General features: G+C 57.3%; 20 protein-coding genes and 3 pseudogenes. 19 read left to right on the forward strand and 4 right to left on the reverse strand.

All coding sequences use genetic code 11. From position 1 onward, the window contains the following. The first annotated feature begins 278 nt into the window (after positions 1 to 278). Complete coding sequence (locus CAI21_RS05720) at positions 279 to 1,259, forward strand: SDR family oxidoreductase (RefSeq protein ID WP_116301403.1); 981 nt, start codon at positions 279 to 281, stop codon at positions 1,257 to 1,259. Here the strand turns inward: CAI21_RS05720 and suhB are convergent. Next, a complete protein-coding gene (gene suhB, locus CAI21_RS05725; RefSeq protein ID WP_116301404.1) occupies positions 1,212 to 2,012 on the reverse strand; it encodes an inositol-1-monophosphatase in 801 nt (266 codons plus the stop codon). The genes CAI21_RS05720 and suhB overlap by 48 nt on opposite strands. Positions 2,013 to 2,214: 202 nt before the next feature. On the opposite strand from suhB, the gene CAI21_RS05730 reads away from it, so the two are divergent. The 14 genes and pseudogenes from CAI21_RS05730 to CAI21_RS05800 all read left to right on the forward strand — a co-directional run bounded on the left by CAI21_RS05730 (position 2,215) and on the right by CAI21_RS05800 (position 13,375). Next, entirely contained in the window at positions 2,215 to 2,934 is a 720-nt protein-coding gene (locus CAI21_RS05730; protein WP_116301405.1) for an RNA methyltransferase, read from the forward strand. Positions 2,935 to 3,234: 300 nt separating this feature from the next. Then, positions 3,235 to 4,026, forward strand: coding sequence for a serine O-acetyltransferase (gene cysE, locus CAI21_RS05735; RefSeq protein WP_116301406.1), 792 nt, complete (start codon positions 3,235 to 3,237; stop codon positions 4,024 to 4,026). A gap of 3 nt (positions 4,027 to 4,029) precedes the next feature. Further along, a pseudogene (locus tag CAI21_RS05740) lies at positions 4,030 to 5,246 on the forward strand (aminotransferase class V-fold PLP-dependent enzyme). 14 nt (positions 5,247 to 5,260) lie between these two features. After that, positions 5,261 to 5,632 (forward strand): iron-sulfur cluster assembly scaffold protein, encoded by a 372-nt coding sequence (locus CAI21_RS05745; protein WP_116301407.1) that lies wholly within the window; start codon positions 5,261 to 5,263, stop codon positions 5,630 to 5,632. A 24-nt stretch (positions 5,633 to 5,656) separates the two neighbouring features. Next, the gene (locus tag CAI21_RS05750; protein WP_116301408.1) at positions 5,657 to 5,980 is read left to right on the forward strand and encodes a HesB/IscA family protein; all 324 of its coding nucleotides are present in this window, start codon (positions 5,657 to 5,659) and stop codon (positions 5,978 to 5,980) included. 233 nt (positions 5,981 to 6,213) lie between these two features. Next, positions 6,214 to 6,642: a nucleoside-diphosphate kinase gene (gene ndk, locus CAI21_RS05755; protein ID WP_116301409.1), complete on the forward strand. Its 429-nt coding sequence runs from the start codon at positions 6,214 to 6,216 to the stop codon at positions 6,640 to 6,642. A gap of 31 nt (positions 6,643 to 6,673) precedes the next feature. Beyond that, positions 6,674 to 7,766: pseudogene (gene rlmN / locus CAI21_RS05760) on the forward strand (dual-specificity RNA methyltransferase RlmN). Beyond that, positions 7,763 to 8,527 (forward strand): type IV pilus biogenesis/stability protein PilW, encoded by a 765-nt coding sequence (gene pilW, locus CAI21_RS05765; RefSeq protein ID WP_116301410.1) that lies wholly within the window; start codon positions 7,763 to 7,765, stop codon positions 8,525 to 8,527. Before rlmN ends, pilW begins: the two are co-directional and overlap by 4 nt. Continuing rightward, positions 8,520 to 8,900: a helix-turn-helix domain-containing protein gene (locus CAI21_RS05770; protein WP_181919282.1), complete on the forward strand. Its 381-nt coding sequence runs from the start codon at positions 8,520 to 8,522 to the stop codon at positions 8,898 to 8,900. The genes pilW and CAI21_RS05770 overlap by 8 nt, the downstream gene beginning before the upstream one ends. Then, entirely contained in the window at positions 8,891 to 9,412 is a 522-nt protein-coding gene (locus CAI21_RS05775) for a DUF4115 domain-containing protein (protein ID WP_116301412.1), read from the forward strand. The genes CAI21_RS05770 and CAI21_RS05775 overlap by 10 nt, the downstream gene beginning before the upstream one ends. A gap of 99 nt (positions 9,413 to 9,511) precedes the next feature. Next, positions 9,512 to 10,795, forward strand: coding sequence for a histidine--tRNA ligase (gene hisS, locus CAI21_RS05780; protein ID WP_116301413.1), 1,284 nt, complete (start codon positions 9,512 to 9,514; stop codon positions 10,793 to 10,795). 20 nt (positions 10,796 to 10,815) lie between these two features. Then, entirely contained in the window at positions 10,816 to 11,466 is a 651-nt protein-coding gene (locus CAI21_RS05785; protein WP_116301414.1) for a YfgM family protein, read from the forward strand. 115 nt (positions 11,467 to 11,581) lie between these two features. Beyond that, positions 11,582 to 12,595, forward strand: a pseudogene (locus CAI21_RS05790) (outer membrane protein assembly factor BamB family protein); the annotation flags it as partial. Between the two features lie 9 nt (positions 12,596 to 12,604). Continuing rightward, positions 12,605 to 13,375, forward strand: a complete 771-nt coding sequence (locus CAI21_RS05800; RefSeq protein WP_116301417.1) for an NRDE family protein — start codon at positions 12,605 to 12,607, stop codon at positions 13,373 to 13,375. A 47-nt stretch (positions 13,376 to 13,422) separates the two neighbouring features. Here CAI21_RS05800 and CAI21_RS05805 read toward each other — a convergent pair whose 3' ends face one another. Next, positions 13,423 to 14,175 carry a pentapeptide repeat-containing protein gene (locus CAI21_RS05805; RefSeq protein ID WP_181919283.1) on the reverse strand — a complete coding sequence of 251 codons (753 nt, stop codon included), beginning with the start codon at positions 14,173 to 14,175 and terminating at the stop codon, positions 13,423 to 13,425. A 219-nt stretch (positions 14,176 to 14,394) separates the two neighbouring features. Between CAI21_RS05805 and adk the strand changes: the two genes are divergently transcribed. The 4 genes from adk (at position 14,395) to CAI21_RS24650 (ending at position 17,404) form a co-directional block, all read left to right on the forward strand. Further along, positions 14,395 to 15,051, forward strand: coding sequence for an adenylate kinase (gene adk, locus CAI21_RS05810; protein WP_116301419.1), 657 nt, complete (start codon positions 14,395 to 14,397; stop codon positions 15,049 to 15,051). Between the two features lie 234 nt (positions 15,052 to 15,285). Continuing rightward, the gene (locus CAI21_RS05815) at positions 15,286 to 16,623 is read left to right on the forward strand and encodes an NfeD family protein (RefSeq protein WP_116301420.1); all 1,338 of its coding nucleotides are present in this window, start codon (positions 15,286 to 15,288) and stop codon (positions 16,621 to 16,623) included. Between the two features lie 197 nt (positions 16,624 to 16,820). Continuing rightward, a complete protein-coding gene (locus CAI21_RS24645) occupies positions 16,821 to 17,156 on the forward strand; it encodes a pyridoxamine 5'-phosphate oxidase family protein (protein WP_258868016.1) in 336 nt (111 codons plus the stop codon). Then, a complete protein-coding gene (locus CAI21_RS24650; RefSeq protein WP_258868017.1) occupies positions 17,051 to 17,404 on the forward strand; it encodes a pyridoxine/pyridoxamine 5'-phosphate oxidase in 354 nt (117 codons plus the stop codon). Before CAI21_RS24645 ends, CAI21_RS24650 begins: the two co-directional genes overlap by 106 nt. A 186-nt stretch (positions 17,405 to 17,590) precedes the next feature. On the opposite strand, the gene CAI21_RS05825 is transcribed toward CAI21_RS24650, so the two are convergent. Continuing rightward, positions 17,591 to 18,544, reverse strand: coding sequence for a hypothetical protein (locus tag CAI21_RS05825; protein ID WP_116301421.1), 954 nt, complete (start codon positions 18,542 to 18,544; stop codon positions 17,591 to 17,593). A 2-nt stretch (positions 18,545 to 18,546) separates the two neighbouring features. Then, entirely contained in the window at positions 18,547 to 18,735 is a 189-nt protein-coding gene (locus tag CAI21_RS23090) for a hypothetical protein (RefSeq protein WP_116301422.1), read from the reverse strand. Between the last annotated feature and the right edge of the window lie 434 nt (positions 18,736 to 19,169).

Genomic DNA, 19,169 nt, shown 5'->3' on the forward strand with positions numbered 1-19,169 from the left:
CCTAGCCCCTAGACAGGGTTGATCAGTATTGCGGAGTGCGCTAATTGGCTAGTGCTCTATGGCTTAGCCCGCTTTTCGAAAAAGAAGCTGTCGGTTTTCCGCTTACCTCTACAGTATATCGTCATCTTCCAATCTTTCTTGTGTACGATTATTTGAGTTGTCTGCTTTTCCCTATCTACCGTTTCGATTCGCTTTTCTCTCCCAACGGCCCAACCTTGGATTCAGAGAGTGAGCATAAGGGGAGATGCAAGGTCGTCTCCTTCGACGGGAGGTGTGAGATGCAGCATTATCAGGAGCAACAACGGCGTCGTCCGCCGCAGCACCAACCTCAGCAGCCTGGGCGAGAGCACGACATGTGGCCCGAGCCCATCTTTATCCGGGAAGACTACATCGGCAGCGATAAACTCAAAGATAAAGTGGCATTGATAACCGGCGGCGATAGCGGTATCGGGCGCGCTGTCGCACTGCATTTTGCGCGCGAAGGTGCCGACTCGTTATTAGTTTATTTAGGCGAACATGAGGATGCTCGGGAGACCCAACGGTTAGTGTTGTCCGAAGGGCGTCGGTGCGAACTGCTTGCCGGAGATGTCGGCGACCCCGAATTCTGCGCCGAAGCGGTTGCGCAGGCGGTTAAGCATTATGGTCGTTTAGATGTATTAGTGAATAATGCGGCTGAACAGCATGAGCAAACCGAGTTTACCGATATCTCGTTCGAGCAGGTCGAACGCACCTTTAAAACCAATTTTTTCGCCTATTTTGCCCTCGCCAAGGCAGCATTGCCCCATCTCGGGGGGGGAGGTGCGATTGTGAACACGACATCGATCACAGCCTATCGGGGTAGCAGCCACTTGATTGACTACTCGGCCACGAAGGGCGCGATTGTGGCTTTTACGCGCTCGTTAGCGAAAGCGGTTGCAGACAAGGGGATTCGCGTTAACGGTGTGGCGCCGGGGCCGATTTGGACGCCGCTGATTCCGGCGACCTTTCCCAAAGACAAAGTCGAACAGTTCGGCGGCAATACCCCGATGGGACGGGCGGGACAACCGGCCGAATGTGCTCCGGCCTATGTTTTTCTGGCTTCTGCGGATGGTTCGTATATGACCGGGCAGATATTACACCCCAATGGGGGGAGTTTGTCGAAACCTGAGGCTGAAACGCGGCGAGCCCAAAAACCGAGGCCGATTGCTAGCGGCCTCGGTTTTCGTCTGGACTTACTTAAGCAGTTCTGGAGTTGCGTTGGCATTGACTGCCTGCAATAGCCCTTTGAATACTTTCGGGCTGCCACAGACAATATTGCCGCTACGCAAGTAATCTTCCCCGCCTTTAAAGTCGCCGACGATGCCGCCGGCTTCTTTGATAAGGAGTGCGCCGGCAGCCATGTCCCAGGGCTGTAAGCCGATTTCCCAGAATCCGTCCAGACGCCCGGCTGCGACATAGGCCAGATCGAGCGCGGCGGCGCCGGCACGACGTAGGTCGGCCGCTTGCTGGCTGACGGCCCGGAACATGTCCAGGTAGGCGTCGAAATGACGCTGCGCCTTGAAAGGGAAGCCGGTGCCGATCAAGGCGCCGTGAAGATCGCGTCGAGCGCTCACCCGGATTCGCCTTCCGTCCAGCTGCGCGCCGCCACCACGGTGAGCGGTGAACAGTTCCTGCCGGAGCGGATCGTAGATAACGCCCGCTTCTAGGCGGTTACGGTGTCGCAACGCAATCGAAATCGCAAACTGGGGGAAGCCGTGCAGGTAATTGGTCGTGCCATCGAGTGGGTCGATGATCCACTCATAGTCGTCCTGCCCGGCATGGCTGCCCGTTTCCTCGCCGATGATGGCGTGGTTAGGATAGGCCTTACGAAGCGTTTGAATGATTTCCTGTTCCGCCATGCGATCGACATCGCTGACGAAATCGTTACGTCCTTTCGACTCGATATTAATATTATCGAGCCGGTCGAGATAGCGGACCATGATGTTGCCGGCGCTGCGTGCGGCGCGCACGGCGATATTTACCATCGGATGCATGCGTGGGATTCAACTTAACAGGTTGGTGGACGGGCGCAAGGATACCAATAAAATTGGTGCCCCGTCACACCTTATTTTAAGACGTTCGCGGCGTCTGTAGGCTTCGGCTTGAGAAGACGGAGCGGCGCGCGGGCATGTGCCGCCGAGCGGCAAAGCGTGACGGGTCATAAATGCATAAGCGAGATAGTGGATACGCGAGTACATGAGTTTAGACAATATATGCATGGTTATGGTCGGTACAACCCACCCGGGGAATATCGGCTCCGCAGCGCGGGCGATGAAAACCATGGGGCTGACGCGCTTGCGTCTGGTCGACCCCCAGCAGTTTCCGAGCCCCCAAGCGCAGGCTAACGCGGCGAATGCCGGCGATGTGTTGGCGGATGCGCAGGTGTACCCGGATCTGGATGCCGCGTTGGCGGATATCGGCTTGGTGGTAGGGTTGAGCGCGCGGCCGCGGCGTTTGTCGTCGCCGGTGCTAGGTATGCGAGAGTGCGGCGAAAAAGCAGTGGCGGAAGCAGGGCAGCATCGGGTGGCTTTATTATTCGGCCGCGAACACTCAGGCCTTACCAACGACGAGTTGGATCGCTGCCATTATCTTGTCCATATCCCGGCAAACCCCGATTACAGCTCGCTCAACGTTGCCGCAGCGGTGCAGGTCGTGGCTTATGAGCTGCGTATGGCCGCTCTTGGCGAGAGTGGCAACCTGCGGCAGGGCGTGGGCGCTCCGGCGCCTGCGGAACACTTAGAAGGTCTGTATCAGCATTTGGAGCGGGTTTCTCGCGACATCGGGTTTGCCGATGTGCGTAACGAAGAATTTCTAATGCGGCGCCTGCGGCGTTTGTTCAACCGAGCGCGGCCGGATACGAAAGAGATTAATATCCTCCGGGGCTTTTTAAGCTATATAGAGCGGGGCTGGAAGTAAGGTGTACTCATAGGTTCGCCAAAAGGCTATTATAAGGGCATGATGACCTATACAACCGCCATTGCTCGCCACCGTCTGCTCTGTAGATAGGAGCCGTCTTCGGGCTGACGCGCCAGAACGCTGTGCGTAAGGCTCGTGCGTCGAGGACGGCTCCTGTGTCGAATGTTGAATCCCCCTTATAAATATTCGACCCAAGCTCTTGGGTACCCTGTCCGGTTTTGCGGACGCAATCGGCTCCGCTTAGCGGTTGCCTTTTCAGCGGTAACCCCGAGCTTTTCTTCGCGACGGTTGAGGACGTTCATGTTTAAAGGTTTGCGAGAAGACATCCGCTGTGTCATGGAGCGGGATCCGGCAGCCCGAAACGCCTTCGAAGTGCTGACGTGCTATCCGGGGTTGCATGCGTTATTGATGCATCGGGCGAATCATTGGTTATGGCGTCGTCGCCTACGGTGGCTAGCGCGCTTTCTGTCATTGCTGACCCGTTGGTTTACCGGTATCGAAATCCATCCTGGCGCGACGATCGGGCGGCGCTTTTTCATCGATCACGGGATGGGGGTCGTTATCGGCGAGACGGCGGAGATCGGCGACGATTGCACGCTCTACCACGGGGTCACCTTAGGGGGAACAACCTGGGAAGCCGGTAAACGACATCCGACCTTAGGCAATGACGTGGTCGTCGGTGCCGGGGCAAAAATTCTCGGTCCGCTGAATATAGGTAGCGGCAGCCGTATTGGTTCAAATGCCGTCGTTGTCAAAGATGTGCCGCCGGCGGCGACGATGGTCGGTATCCCGGCCCGAGTTGCGGGCGTGAGGCATGCGGAGCGAAACGAGCAACGCGAGGCCGTTGCGCGGCGGATTGGTTTCGACGCTTATGGGGCAACCCAGCAAATGTCGGACCCAATCGCAAAAGCCATTAACGCCATTCTTGATCATATTCATGTTACCGATCGACGGATGGAGGAGATGTGTCGGGCAATGAAAGGTTTAGGCGTTGATCTCAGCGAGTTGGATTTGCCCGATATAGAAGGCTGCGAAATCGAGCCGGGTACGAAAAACGGTGACGGCTCCCGGAAAGGCGCGGACAGGGGGTAGGACATGGCGTCGGATACAGTGTATCTGGACTATGCGGCGACGACCCCGCTTGACCCACGGGTAGCCGAGGCAATGGCAATGTGCCTGCAACGCTCCGGTGCGTTTGCCAATCCTGCGAGTCAGCATGAGCCGGGGCTGCAAGCAGCAGCGCTGGTGGAGCGCGCGCGCGCGCATGTGGCCGCCCTGATCAAGGCCGACCCCGCCGAGATCGTTTGGACTTCCTGCGCTACCGAATCCAATAATTTGGCGATTAAAGGCGCAGCCCGGTTCTACAAGCAGCGCCGCGGGCGGCATATCGTCACTGTGCGCACCGAGCATAAGTCGGTCTTGGAGGCCTGTATCGCTTTGGAGGCGGAAGGTTTCGACATCGAGTTTCTGGAAACCGGTGCCGAAGGTCGCGTCACCGTCGAGCAGTTGCAAAAACATTACGCGAAGACACCGTTCTGGTTTCTATCATGCATGCGAATAACGAAACCGGCGTCGTTCAGGATATCGAGCGCCTAGCGCCTATCGTGAAAGCTAACGGCAGCTTGTTGCATGTGGATGCCGTGCAAAGCGCGGGGCGTCTGACCCTAGACATGCAGCAATGGCCGGTCGATCTGCTCTCGCTGTCGGCCCATAAACTCTATGGACCTAAGGGGGTTGGTGCTCTGTATGTCAGAGCGCGCCCGCGCGTACGGTTGCAGGCGCTGCTGCATGGGGGCGATCAGGAAGGGCGGCTTCGTCCAGGCACTGTCCCAACGCATCAAGTGGTGGGGATGGGGGAGGCCTATCGTTTGGCGGCAGAGGAAGCCGAAGCCGATAACCGCCGTACTGCGGCGCTGAAGCAGCGCTTATGGCACAGGCTTGTCGAGTTGGACGGCGTTTTTCGCAACGGTGCCGAGGATGCCTGTGCTCCTCATATCATTAATCTTGCTTTTGCCGGCGTGCACGGCGAGGCTTTAGCGGCGGAGCTGCAAGGCTTGGCGGTGGCCTCCGGTTCGGCCTGCACCTCGGCAAGTGCCGCGCCGTCCCATGTATTGCGCGCTATGGGAGTGCCCGATCAATTGGCTCACAGCAGCTTGCGCTTTAGTTTTGGCCGTTTTAGTACGGAACAAGACGTCGACGACGCGGTCGAAATCGTTCGGGCCGGTGTCGAGCGGCTACGTCGCTTCTCTCCGATCTGGCGGGCCTATCGTAATGGCGAAGCCCTCGCTACACTGTATGACAGAGCCGGCTAATAGGGGAGAATGCGATGAGCCTTATTAGTCCGCAAGTAGAGCAGCATTATCGCAATCCGTGTGGCGCGGACGCCGTGCTGACGGGCGATAATGTCGTATCCGGGCGCGCCGGCCGGCTGGCGACCGGTGCGGTGCTAGAGCTACGGTTGCAGATCCAAGGCTCGACGATCGAAGCGGCGTCCTTTGAGGCTTTCGGTTGTCCGGCGACGGTTGCGTGCGGCTCTTGGTTGGCGGCGTGGTTGCCGGGGCGAGAATTGGCCGAGGCCGCCGCGCTGACTGGTTTGGAGGTGGCTCGGCAATTGGCTTTGCCGCCGCTTAAAACCGGTGTTGCTTTAGTGGCTGAAGACGCTTTGAAAGCGGCGCTACAAGCTTGGCAGAACGATTGAACGGCTGCTTTTGGGAGGTGTGAGATGGCGATACAGATCACGGATGCGGCAGCGAACCATATTCGCAAGACCATGGCGAAAAAAGAAAACGCTATCGGTTTGCGTTTGGGCGTGAAAACCAGCGGTTGCTCGGGCTTTGCCTATACCGTGGATTACGCCGATGCGGTAGATCCCGAAGATAACGTTTACGAACAGCACGGCGTGAAACTGGTGGTCGACAAAAAAAGTCTGCCGTTTCTCGAAGGGATGGAAATCGATTACATCCGTGAAGGCTTAAACCAGCGCTTTGAGTTTCGTAATCCGAACGTGACGGCCTCCTGTGGTTGCGGGGAGAGCTTCTCGGTTTAAGGAAGCGCTAGGTTATTTCCGGGCCTTGTCGGCAAGGCGGGCGCTGCCGAAGGTCGGCGCCTTGGTAAGGCGGCTTTACCAACGGCAGCACAGCCCTTTGCCGATGCGCCAGCGGTAAATTGCCCATATCGGTGACAAAGAGTACACTAGCGCGCCTTATCCGCCCGCTTCACGATGCGGGTTTCCGTAGAAGATGAATCACCCCTTAATATCGACAAATCAGGAGTTTCGGAATGGCTGTTGAACGTACGCTTTCCATCATTAAACCGGATGCTGTGGCCAAGGATGTCATCGGGGAAATCTACAGCCGTTTCGAGAAGGCCGGCCTGAAGATCGTCGCCGCTCGGATGGCTCAATTGAGCCGCGAAGATGCCGAAGGCTTTTATGCTGTTCACAAGGAACGCCCGTTCTTCAACGATCTGGTCGGCTTTATGATTTCCGGCCCGGTTATGGTGCAGGTCCTCGAAGGCGAAGACGCTATTCGTAAGAATCGCGAAATTATGGGCGCTACCAACCCGAAAGAAGCGGCCGCCGGCACGTTGCGTCACGACTATGCCGAAAGCATTGACGCTAATGCCGTACACGGCTCCGATGCGCCGGAAACGGCTAAACAGGAAATCGAATACTTCTTTAAAGCTGATGACATCTGTTCCAGAAGCTAAGTCCAACGGGGCTGTCGAGCAACGGCCGACGATGAAGAAGGTCAATCTGCTCGACTTTGACCGTCATGCCATGGCAGGGTTTTTCGCCGAACTCGGCGAAAAACCCTTTCGTGTGTCTCAGGTGCTGAAGTGGATTCATCAGCGCCGCGTCACCGATTTGCGCAATGACCGACCTTAGCAAGGTGCTACGAGCCAAACTTGCCGAGGTGGCGGAGATACGTTTGCCCAAAGCCGTCTTCGATCAGCAATCGGTTGACGGCACGCGCAAGTGGCTGCTGTCGCTCGACGGTGGCAACGCCATTGAGACGGTGTACATTCCCGAGCCGAACCGAGGCACCTTGTGCATTTCTTCCCAAGTCGGCTGCGCGCTCGACTGCAAGTTTTGTTCGACGGCTCAGCAAGGTTTTAACCGCAATTTGTCGGTAGCCGAAATTATCGGCCAAGTTTGGTTTGCGGTGCAGGCCTTAGCGGACGAAGAGCGGGATCGGCCGGTAACCAATGTCGTCTTTATGGGTATGGGCGAGCCGTTGTTGAACTTCAACAACGTTGTTGCTGCGGCCAATTTGATGGTCGACGACGAAGCTTACGGTTTGTCCAAGCGGCGTGTGACCTTGAGCACGTCCGGCGTAGTCCCGGCCCTGTATCGTTTGGCTGAGGCGACGGATATCAGCCTCGCGGTGTCGTTGCATGCGCCAAACGACGAGTTGCGCGAGAGGATCGTGCCGCTTAATCGGAAGTTTCCGATCGCGGAGTTGCTGCCTGCGTGCCGCAACTATATCGCCGGTAAGCCGCATCGCAAGATTACCTGGGAGTACGTGATGCTCGACGGGGTTAATGACCGCGACGAGCATGCCAAGGAATTGGCTAAGTTATTGGAAGGCATTCCTTCCAAAATTAACTTGATCCCGTTTAATCCTTTTCCTGGCGCGGGTTTTAAACGCTCCAGCGACGAGCGGATATTACGCTTTGCGCGGATTTTGCAGGCAGCCGGTTACACGACTACCACTCGTCGTACGCGCGGCGACGATATCGACGGGGCGTGCGGACAGTTGGTTGGTAAGGTGCAGGAACGGGCTAAGCGCCGCCTGCGAACGGAACAACAGGTACAGGCAGAGCGAACATGACGCGCATTCTTGCGGTTGTAATGCCTTTAGCGTTTGCGCTTCTCGTCTCCGGCTGTGCAACGAGCGGTACCGATCGACCGCAAAGCGCCGACCAACGGGCCTCCCGAATCAATACGCAATTGGGTGTCGAGTACATGCGGCAAGGCGAGCTGGAGCAGGCGAAGGAAAAGCTCCAGCGCGCCGTCGCGCAGGATGCCCGCTATGCCGATGCACATGCGACGCTGGCTTTGCTCTACGATCGCTTAAACGAGCACAACGATGCTCGTCGCCATTACCGTCGCGCGGTGCAATTGGCGCCGGAGGATTCCAGTATCCTGAACAATTACGGGCGCTTTCTGTGTGCCCAAGGCAATATTTCTCAGGCCGAACGGCATTTTCTGCGGGCGGTGGAAAACCCCTTGTACCGCACGCCGGAAGTGCCGTATACCAACCTCGGTCTTTGCTTGATACGCGACGACAGGCCGGAGGAGGCCGAAGCGTCTTTTCTTAAGGCCCTGGAGGCTAACCCGCGCTTTGCCCCCGCTTTATTGCGAGTGGCCGAGCTGCGTTTGGAAGGCGGACACGCCATGTCCGCCAGAGGGTTCTATCAACGTTACCTGGATGTAGCGCCGCAGACGGCGGAAACGCTCTGGTTGGGCATTAACATCGAACGAGCCCTCGGGGACGAGGATGCGGTCGCAAGCTATTCGTTATCGCTGCGATCCAGGTTCCCCGACAGCACAGAGGCACGTAAGCTGTTGGAGATGGAGCGTCATGACTGACGAAACCCCGCTGCCGCCTGAGTCGGGCGCCGAAGGCCCAGGCCGCTTATTGCGCGAGGCCCGCGAAGGCAAGCAGCTTAGTTTGCATGCGGTAGCCGATGCGTTACATCTTCGGGTGGCGGTCGTGCAGGCGTTGGAAGGCGACCGTTACGATGAGTTGCCGCCGGCGACCTTTTCTAAAGGCTACCTCAAGGCCTATGCGAAGCTGGTAGAGGTGCCGGAAGCGGATGTGCTTGCCGCGTTCGAGCGCATACATGCGCCAGAACCTGAATTCGACGCTGTGCAAAAGAAACGTAAGCCGCAGCAAGCTAAGCCAACGCCCCCCGCACACCTAAGGGCGAGGGCAGTTCTCGGCGGGGGTTGTTGTGGATAGCCGTACTGGTAGGTGCGGTGGCCGTCGCGCTATGGGCCGTGCGCGATTGGGATGACATACGACTTGGCGGTCAGCCGGAAGAAAGCCCGCCTCCCATTATCGAGGAGGCAGGCCCCGAGGGCGAACCGGTGCAGGAGCGGGAGCCGCCTGAGGTAAGCGACCCCGAGCCGGAGCCGGCTGAAGAGCCGCCTCAGCTTGAGCCGCCGGTAGTGCCGGAAGTGGAACTGCCGGCTCCGACTCCCGAGCCAGAACCGGTGCCGGAGACGACGGAAGCACGGTTAACGCTACGCTTTGCGGGCGAGTCGTGGGTAGATGTGCGCGATGGCGAGAATAACCCGTTAGTGTTGGGTGTGGTACAAGGCCCGACGACAAGGGAATTCGAAGCCGAACCGCCGTTTTCTATGGTCATCGGTAATGCCGATGTCGTGGCCGTCGAACTCGACGGCGAGCCGGTGGATTTGACACCGCATCGGCGCGGCCGCGTCGCTCGTTTGACGCTCGACGTCGACTAAAGTCATAGTTTCGCATCGCGAGCAATCCGGGCCCTTGCAACAGGGGCGGGTTGCTCGCGGTGGTCGCCAATAACAGCAAAAGTTTTAGCCGGAGGTACTTTGGCCAAGGCGATACAGAGTATCCGGGGGTTTGCCGATGTCCTGCCCCAACAAACGCCGATATGGCGCCATCTCGAAGAGACCGTGCGGGCAGTGCTTGCCGGCTACGGGTATCAGGAAATCCGTTTGCCAATCCTGGAGCGCACGGAGTTGTTCGCCCGCTCAATCGGCGAAGTGACCGACATCGTCGAGAAGGAGATGTATACCTTCGAGGATCGAAACGGTGAGAGCGTGACGTTGCGCCCGGAAGGTACCGCCGGCTGTGTTCGTGCCGGTATTCAGCATGGTTTGTTGCACAACCAGCAGCCTCGAATTTGGTATATGGGGCCGATGTTCCGCTACGAGCGGCCGCAGAAGGGGCGCTTACGGCAATTTCACCAAATCGGGGCGGAGGCCTATGGACAAGCGGGGCCTGATATCGATGCCGAGATGATTTTGATGACGGCTCGCTTGTTGCGGCGTCTCGGTTTGGACGATGTCGAGCTGCAACTCAACTCCCTTGGCAGTAACGAATGTCGGAAGGCGTATCGCGACCTGTTGGTGGCCTATTTTCGCGAGCACTACGACACGTTGGACGAAGACAGTCGCCGACGCTTGGAAACGAACCCGTTGCGCATTCTGGACAGTAAAAATCCAGACATGCAGGCCCTGATCGAGGGTGCGCCAAAGCTATTAGAGCATTTGGACGAGGCATCGAAGGCGCATTTAGACGGCGTACGGGAGATCTTGGATGCCGCGGGTATGTCCTATACCGTTAACTCGCGTTTGGTTCGGGGCTTGGACTATTATTCTCGGACCGTTTTCGAATGGGTGAGCGATCGCCTCGGAGCGCAGGGTACTGTGCTTGCCGGCGGACGCTACGATAGTTTAGTCGAGCAAGTCGGCGGTCGAGACACGCCAGCCATCGGTTTCGCCATGGGTTTAGAGCGTCTGGTCGCGTTGCTGGAAGAACGCGACCTAACTAGCGTCGCCGAGGCACCGCATGCCTATCTGGTCGAGTTGGGGCAGACGGTTGCCGCCCATCGTCTTGCCGAACGTTTGCGCGATGCAATTCCCGAATTGCGCTTGGTGGTTAACAGCGGCGGCGGTAGTATCAAAAGCCAATTCAAGCGGGCTGATCGCAGCGGCGCGCAGTTTGCGTTAGTGTTAGCCGAGGCCGAGGTCGCCGAAGGCACCGTGACGGTAAAGGATTTACGCGGTACCGGCGAGCAGCGGACCTTGCCGCAAGCCGAGTTGTCCACTCTTCTAAAAGAGCGGGTTTTCGGTGGCGGTTCGTATTCATAACGGATTAAGAGGGAAGAGCGGTGAGTTACGGTTCTGACGAGGAACAAATCGAGGCGATAAAGCGCTGGTGGCGAGAGAACGGGAAGGCGGTGGTCGCTGGCGTTATTCTTGCTGTCGGCGGGGTCGTCGGTTGGCAGTTCTGGGATACCCACCGAGAGAATGTGGCGCGGGAAGCCTCCAATGAATATTTGGTATTTCTAGAGCAAGTCCAGGCCGATGCCGACTCGCAAACCGTTGTTGCTCGGGGCGAGGCTATTGTTGATCAGTACGGGAATACTACCTATGCGACGCTAACGTCGTTCTGGTTGGCTCAGTTTCTTGCCGAACGGGGCGACTACGAGGCGGCAGAGCAGCATTTGCGTTGGGTCGTGCAGCACGGCGATAGCGATAATCTCAGGCACATCGCTCGCTTACGCTTAGGACGGCTATTGCTAGGGGCTGGCGAATATCAAGCCGCTCTCGATGCTCTGCGGACGGGAAGCGAAGGCGGGTTCCGGTCTCAGTACCAGGAGCTGCGAGGCGATATTTATCTCGCCCAAGGCGAAAGCGCAGCCGCAGAGCGTGCCTACCGGTCGGCCTTAAGCGCGGCCGATATTGACGGTCAGCGGCGTAGTTTGATCGAGTTGAAATTGGTCGATATGGGTGTCGAACCCTCGGAGCCTCTCTCGTGATGAGACTATTTCTGGTCTTGTTATTAACGGGTTTGATCGTCGGTTGCGCAACCCCGGGGCGCGGCGATCCGCCATCGTCCACCGCGTTTGCCGAACAGTTACCGATAGAGACGGTGTGGACCGCCCGCATGCGAGGTATCGACGCGGCGGATAATTACCGTTTGGTCCCGGCCGTCCGCGACGATGTTGTCTATGCCGTCGATGGGCGTGGTCGCGTGTTGGCGTTTGCCAACGAAGACGGCGAACGCTTGTGGAGAGCCGAGGTCAGTAGCCATGTCAGTGCCGGACCGGGTGTAGGGGCTCGTTTACTGGTTGTCGGAACTCGCGACGGTCGGGTATACGCGCTTGATCGGCGCGACGGCACCGAGTTGTGGCGCTCCCGTGTCGGGAGCGAGGTGCTCGCCGTTCCGGCCGTAGCGGATTCGGTTGTCGTTGTGCGTAGCGTCGACGGCCGGGTTTATGGGCTTGATGCACGCAACGGTCGCGCCTTTGGATGCATGATCGTACGCCGCCGGTATTGACGTTACGGGGTACCAGCAGCCCGATAATCGCGCGGGATCTTGTGCTGGTCGGCCAGGATGGCGGTAGCCTGGTGGCTTTGCAGCTGAATGACGGTAGCGTGGCTTGGGAGGCAGAAATTGCCGCACCCCGAGGCCGCACGGAACTTGAGCGGATGGTCGATATAAAAGGCGATCCGGTGGTTTATCGAGGCGATGTTTACGTTGGTGCCTATCAAGGGCGTATTGCCTCCGTGGGTTTGTATACCGGGCGAGTTGGCTGGACGCGTGAGTTTTCTACTTATTTGGGTGCGGCTGCCGACCCTGAGCGGGTTTTTTCCGTGGACGATAGAAGTAGGATTTGGGCGTTCGATCGTTTCAGCGGCGGTGCGATCTGGCGGCAGGAAGACCTAAGCCAGGTAAATCTGTCGCCCCCGACGGTTTATGGCGACTATTTGCTGGTGGGGGATAGTGCCGGTTACCTTAATTGGTTGTCGGTGCGTGATGGCTCTCTGCAGGACCGGGTTCGGGTTGGACGTCAAGCTATTGCCGAAGCGCCTCTGGTCGTTAATGGTCGAATTTACGTCTTAACCAGCGGCGGCAATTTGGGTGTTTATCGATTGGCAGAGGATTGAATCTTAGTGTGCCTGCTTTTGTTTGCGCAGGGTGTGCATCCCGATTACCCGCTCGTCGTAGCGGCTAATCGGGATGAATTTCACGCCAGGCCGACAGCGCCGGCGGCTTGGTGGCCGGAAGGTATTTTGGCGGGGCGAGACTTAAAAGCCGGCGGTACGTGGCTTGGCGTTAGCCGTACCGGGCGTTTTGCCGCGCTGACCAATTTCCGCGACCCGCAAAATAACGACCCGCAGCGCGCCTCGCGGGGCCAGCTCGTTGTTGAGGCGTTGCTAGATACAGGCGCCGCGGTGGACTTTGCCGCAAGCTTGCGCGCTGCCGAGGCCCGTTATAACGGCTTCAACTTGGTCTTCGGCCATGTCAACGACGGCCTTCATTCCTATAATAATCACGATCATGTCGACCATGCTTTAGGTTACGGTCTATACGGCTTAAGCAACCACTTGTTAGAGACGCCATGGCCGAAGGTGGCGCGTGGCAAGGCCTTGTTAGAGGCGTATATTGCCCAGGCCGTGGACCTTAATGCCGAGAAGCTATTCGAGCTGTTGGCCGATCGTCATATACCTCCGGATGAGGCGTTGCCCAACACGGGCATCGCATTAGAGTGGGAGCGTTTACTGGCGCCGATGTTTATCGTCGATCAGACCTACGGCACGCGTTGCTCGACGGTTATTCTCCTGCGCGCCGATGGCGAACTGCAATTTAGCGAGCGAAGCTATCACCCGGATGGCAGCCCGGCTGAGACACAAACCTTCTCTTTTCGTCTCGGCGCTGGCTAACGGCTTCCTCTACGGCCCTGCTCTTCGGATTCCTGGTGTGGCCTGGATTAGTCGCAGCTTCCTACCGAGCCGCGTCGGCACCGGCGGCGATCGGTCCATATAGCATTGCTGAGTTCGGCGTCCGTAAAATCAGCGCCGCTGATGTCGGCAGAGCGGAGGTCGGCCCCCCGTAAATTTGCACCCGAGAAGTCGGCATTGGTTAAACGGGCATTCTGTAGATCCGCATCGCTCAAGTCGGCACCGGCGAAGTTCGCTCCCTCCATTTGGGCGCGCCGCGCGTCGATTCGTCGCAAGGTTGCTTTGCTAAAGTCGCTGTCGCGGAAATCGGCTTGGGTGAAGACGGCTTCGGCAAGCGTACTATTTCGCAATTTCGCATTCAGAGCGTTGCTAGCGTAAAAGCGCGCCTCGTCCAGCCGGCTGTTACTTAAGTTGGCGTTAGTCAAGGTGGCCCGGTCCAGCCGGATCCCTCTTGCGTCCGCTTCTTGTATAGAAACCTCGCTGAGGTTTGCCGCTACGAAACGGGTACCCTGAAGGTTGGTTTCGTCTAGCGTTGCGCCGTTGAGGCGAGCATTGCCAAAGTCTGCACGCTGGAGGTTGGCGCCGCGGAGGTTGGCGCCTTGAAAGCTCGTGCGGTTAAGTAAAGCGCGTTCTAAGTTCGCGTTTTGTAAGTCCGCTTCCTGCTTATCGCACCCTAACCAATTAATGCCGGGTTGAGGCGCTGCGTTGCAGTTGGCCAGGGCCGGTGGTACGCTCAGCGCGAACAAAACCCCGAGCACGAGGGCGATAAAGCGCGTCCTCACGCCTGTGCTTCCAAGACACGATGAATCCTGTCGGCTAAAGAGCGTTGCAGAGCGTAGCGCGGTCGACCGATTAAGGGGCGTGTCCGCTATTTTGTTGAAACTGTCGAGCTTTATGCGATGGTCTTTCACGATTCGTCTGCCGGTTGAGAAGCCGCCTATTGGTGCGGCTGAGAAAAGATTTAGTACCCATTTTAAAATAAAACAGCAGAGGTTTGATCCATGCGAGTCATTCTATTAGGGCCGCCCGGCGCGGGCAAAGGCACTCAAGCCGCATTCATCTGCGAGACGTTCTCGATCCCGCAAATCTCGACCGGCGATATGCTGCGGGCAGCGGTCAAGCAAGGTACTCCTTTGGGCGTGGCAGCAAAGAAGGTCATGGATGCCGGCGGTTTGGTCTCCGACGATATCATTATCGGGTTGGTGAAGGAACGTATTGCCCAACCCGACTGCGCCAACGGCTTCCTGTTTGACGGCTTTCCGCGCACTATCGCTCAAGCTGACGCCTTGAAGAGCGAAGGTATCCGTATCGACCATGTGGTGGAGTTGCAGGTCGATGACGAAGAAATCGTTAAGCGTATGAGCGGGCGTCGCGTTCATCCGGATTCAGGCCGCGTTTACCATGTCGTTTACAACCCGCCGAAACAGGACGGCCTAGACGATGTGACCGGCGAGCCTTTAGTCCAGCGCGATGACGATCAGGAAGAGACGGTCCGTAAACGTCTACAAGTCTATCATGAGCAAACCAAGCCGCTGGTCGAGTATTACTCCTCCTGGGCCGCTCAGGGCGGCGAAGCGGCACCTTGTTACTCGACGATCGAAGGTGTGGGCAGCGTCGACGACATTAAAGAGAAAGTCGTCGTGGCCTTGCGAGGCTGAGTCTGATACCTATTTAATAGAACGGGGCCTCTAATACTCCGCCTCGCTTCGCGCACGAGGCGGAGTATTAGAGGCCCCGTTTTTCTTATATGCTAGTTTTTAGGGTTAGTTGGTCTCGGTTTGTCGCGGCGAGTCGTCTGGGCGCGAAACCAAGCTCAACAGCCCTAGTGAAGATATGCTTGGCCCAGTCCCGGCGCGGTACTCCTCCTATGACTAGATAATGCGGGGTGTTTTATGCAACGCCTATTTCTCGTCTTGATGCTCTTGCTGTGTGCTTCCGGCGTAGCGCAGTCGCAGCCTAACAAGGTTGTGGTGTTGGAGATAGACGGTGTGATCGGCCCCGCGCTACTGGATTATTTCGAACGAGGAATGGCCAAGGCCGAAGCCGAGGGGGCGGCCGCTGTCATTTTGCAGATGGACACGCCAGGAGGGCTCGATACCTCGATGCGGGGGTTTATCCGAGCGATACTGGAGTCGGACGTGCCGGTGGTGACTTATGTTGCGCCTAGCGGTTCCCGGGCAGCGAGTGCCGGTACTTATATTCTTTATGCCTCGCATGTAGCCGCCATGGCGCCGGGCACTAATCTAGGCGCTGCAACGCCGGTGCAAGTGGGCGGTATGCCCGGTGCGCCGGACGATGCCTTGGAAGAGGAGGATGGAGAGCCTGCCAGCGGTTCGGCGATGGAGCGCAAAATGGTCGAGGACGCGGTGGCATATCTGCAGTCTCTCGCTGAGTTGCGGGGCCGAAATGCGGAGTGGGCAGAGTTAGCCGTGCGAGAGGGGCGTAGCCTATCGGCAAGCAGCGCTCTTGAGAACAATGTGATCGACTTTATGCCGGAGAGCCTTGAGGCTTTGCTGCAAGATATGGACGGCATCGAGGTCAAGGTCGCCACGGGAACGGTTACGCTCGCGACCGAGGGAGCCGAGGTCGAGCTCTTCGAGCACGATTGGCGCTCTACCTTCCTGTCCATTATTACCGATCCAAATGTTGCCTACGTGCTGATGCTCATCGGTATCTACGGGCTAATCTTCGAGTTGGCGAACCCTGGTTCGCTGATTCCGGGTATTATCGGCGCGATTTCGCTGGTATTAGCGTTGTTTGCTTTCCATGTCCTGCCTATTAACTACGCCGGTTTGGCATTGATGTTGCTTGGAGTGGCGCTGATGTTGGCAGAGGCGTTCGTTCCGAGTTTCGGCGCGCTTGGTATTGGCGGTTTAATCTCCTTTGCGGTCGGTTCTGTCATTCTTTTCGATAGCGATGTGGAAGGTTTCGAGTTATCGATGGCCTTGGTGGCCGGGTTCTCGATCGTCAGTTTAATCGTCTTTCTCGGCATAGCTACCATGGTGATACGTGCTTTTGGTCGGCCTGTGGTTTCCGGCGGCGAAGGTATCCGAGGACTGGAAGGCACAGCCGCTGAGGATTTCGACGGCCGCGGTCGCGTGGTAATTCGAGGCGAAACCTGGAACGCGAGCAGCGACAGAGCAGTGCAAAAAGGGCAGCGCGTACGCGTATTAGAGCGGGAAGGTTTGCGCCTGAAAGTAACGCCGGTGGAAGGGGAGCGGCAAGAATGACCGTTTGCTTCGTCAAAAAAGCGATAAATTTGGCGTCGTCTGAGTTATTCTCGATAGCCTCTGGCAAGCGATAGAAAAAGCCTTGCAAGAGCGTGCTAGGCTCGTTGCTTCACGCAACCGCAATGAGATCGCTTTTTCTGCTAAAGTGCCTTTTTCATCGACTGGCGGTAAGACTGGAAAGGAGTGCAGGCTAACTTATGGCGCTTTATGAAGAGGCCTTAAACCGTTTTAGGAATCTTTACGAATTGGCGTGTAACTCCGATCTTCGCGAGCCTACCGCCGTAACCCTGGCGACCTGCGGTAATAACGGTCAACCAAGTGCGCGCACGGTGTTGTTAAAAGAGGTCAACCAAGGCGGCTTCGTATTTTATACCAATCGATTAAGCCGAAAAGGCCAGCAGTTGGCGGAAAACCCAAAGGCTGCACTGTGCTTTTTTGGCAGCCGTTGTGGGAGCAGGTATTGGTCGAAGGGGCCGTGGACGATCTGGAGCCGGCGGAGGCCGATGCCTACTGGGTCACCCGGCCACGCCTGAGTCAGCTGGGAGCGTGGGCATCTAAACAGTCGGAACCGTTACTGAGCCGGGACGAACTCGAGCAGCGGGTGGCGGGCTACGAAGAGAAGTTCAGCGGCGAATCGGTGCCGCGGCCGCCGCATTGGTCCGGTTACCGAATCGTACCGACCTTGTTTGAATTCTGGAGTGCACGCCCTGGGCGCTTACATGACCGGATACGGTATCAAATTATCGATGGCGAGTGGGTTAAACAGTTGGTTTACCCGTAATAAAAGGTGACTCTTACGCCATTATCGGAAGTTGCCCCGCGGCACAGTTCCGCGAGGCAGCTTGCGTTTCATTCTATTTCGGCCCAGGTTAATGCGGGCCGCCAACGGTATCTAAGTCCGGCACTAAGTGCGCTTTGTCTTCCGAGACGGTGAGTTTGCCGGGTCGAGCAAGATGCAACTCCACGCCTAGGCGCTCCGCTTGGCCCCCCAATAATCTCGAATCATGGCGATACCTGACGGTTGAAGAGGATATTCATTGCCAAGATGTAAAACGGTGCCATCGGCGGCTTGTACCAGAGCGGTATAAGCCACCGGCCCCAGCTCGTTTAAAGCGTGTTCGGTCAATAATATGATGCTGGCGTCTTCTAAATTGTCCGGGTCGTGGTCGGGTTCGCGTAACAAGCCCGGATTGCTGAGTGCCTGCCTTTTCGCCTTATCCAAGCCTTTATTCTCGCATAACCCCGCAAGCGACGGCGTGCCCGCCACCGGGTGCACCTCGATACCATGTGCGCCAAGACCGGCAAAGTATGTTCTTTGCTGTTTCGTCCATTCGCTATAGCCGGCGGTGGGGTCGCTTAGGTTGGGATGTAGGGCCTGCCATTCGTCGAATGTGTAATAGGGGGAGTAAGCCTGATTGCCTTCCAGAAAGAAAATATTCCCAGTATCCAGTTCAACGCGCGTTCGCTCATTTGGTCGGTAAAGAGCCGATTCGAGGAGCTGCCAAAGTTTCCCCAGTTCGGCGTTCTCCAGTTGTATTTTCAGCAGTGCACAAAGGTCGTTGACCGTTACATAGGAGAGGTTGACCGGCTGTAGGCCCCAGTCCTGACGCAGACAGTTCTCCGTTTCCAACTGTGCTTGGCCTTTCTCTAGCAGCACTGACTCCAACTGCTCCTGCAGTTTGTCGATGGCCGATGCCTGGCCGACAAACAACAGCGGGATGGCAAGCAATGGACCGGAGCCGGGCCGGCGTAGGGGGGCGAGAGCTTGCACCGGAAACTGTTCCGTCTCGCTGCCGATGGCGACGATCTGTGGCACAAAGCCTGTTTGCGGCAGACTGCCGCGATACAGTTCGAGTAAGGTTTCGATAAAGGGGAGCCCAGGCTGCAACAGTTCGGTTAAATCGTACAAGGCGCCCGGCATAATCATGCCGTGTTGGCGGAGTTCCGAGCCCAGGATTTTTCCAGGTCTGCGGCAATAGCATGTGCCATCTTTTCCGCTTTATTCGGCGAGAGAGGCGCGGGTGGGCGAGCGCCTGCAGCAACCGCGCGCATATCCAATTCAACCGTAAGTACGGCGGGGGTGGCGGAAAGATTGGGCTGTAGCGAGTCCATGAATCGCTCCTTGCTGAGAGAGTACGAACGGTGCTTTACCTTGGGTAGCTTTTGGCTTTCGACAATCGGCTGTGAATCGGCTTTGGGCCGATTGCCGCCGCCGTTAGCCGAGGTCGGACACTATACCGGGTCTGCCCGTCGGCGCAGAACTATTCGCCACAAAAACGCCCGAGATCGGCCCTACGCGGTGTGCGAATAGGCGGTCGGCAATGGCGCTAACGCCCTAGGTTCACCCAAAGGTCGGTTTCGTATTTTCTCTCCAAGCGTGCCTTCTTCTTTCTGCCAGTTATGCAGGTCTTAACCGAAGATGCTCTTTTGACCTCAGCTGAGTAAGGAAATTAATGACTGCTTCAACCGGTTTCTTTCCCGTAAAGCAGAAGGCTTAGGTCGGGAAAGCAATAATTGTTTGCCTTGCAATAAGGCCATAATAGAAA

The sequence above is a fragment of the Alkalilimnicola ehrlichii genome (genome assembly GCF_003399765.1).
Taxonomy (GTDB): domain Bacteria; phylum Pseudomonadota; class Gammaproteobacteria; order Nitrococcales; family AK92; genus AK92.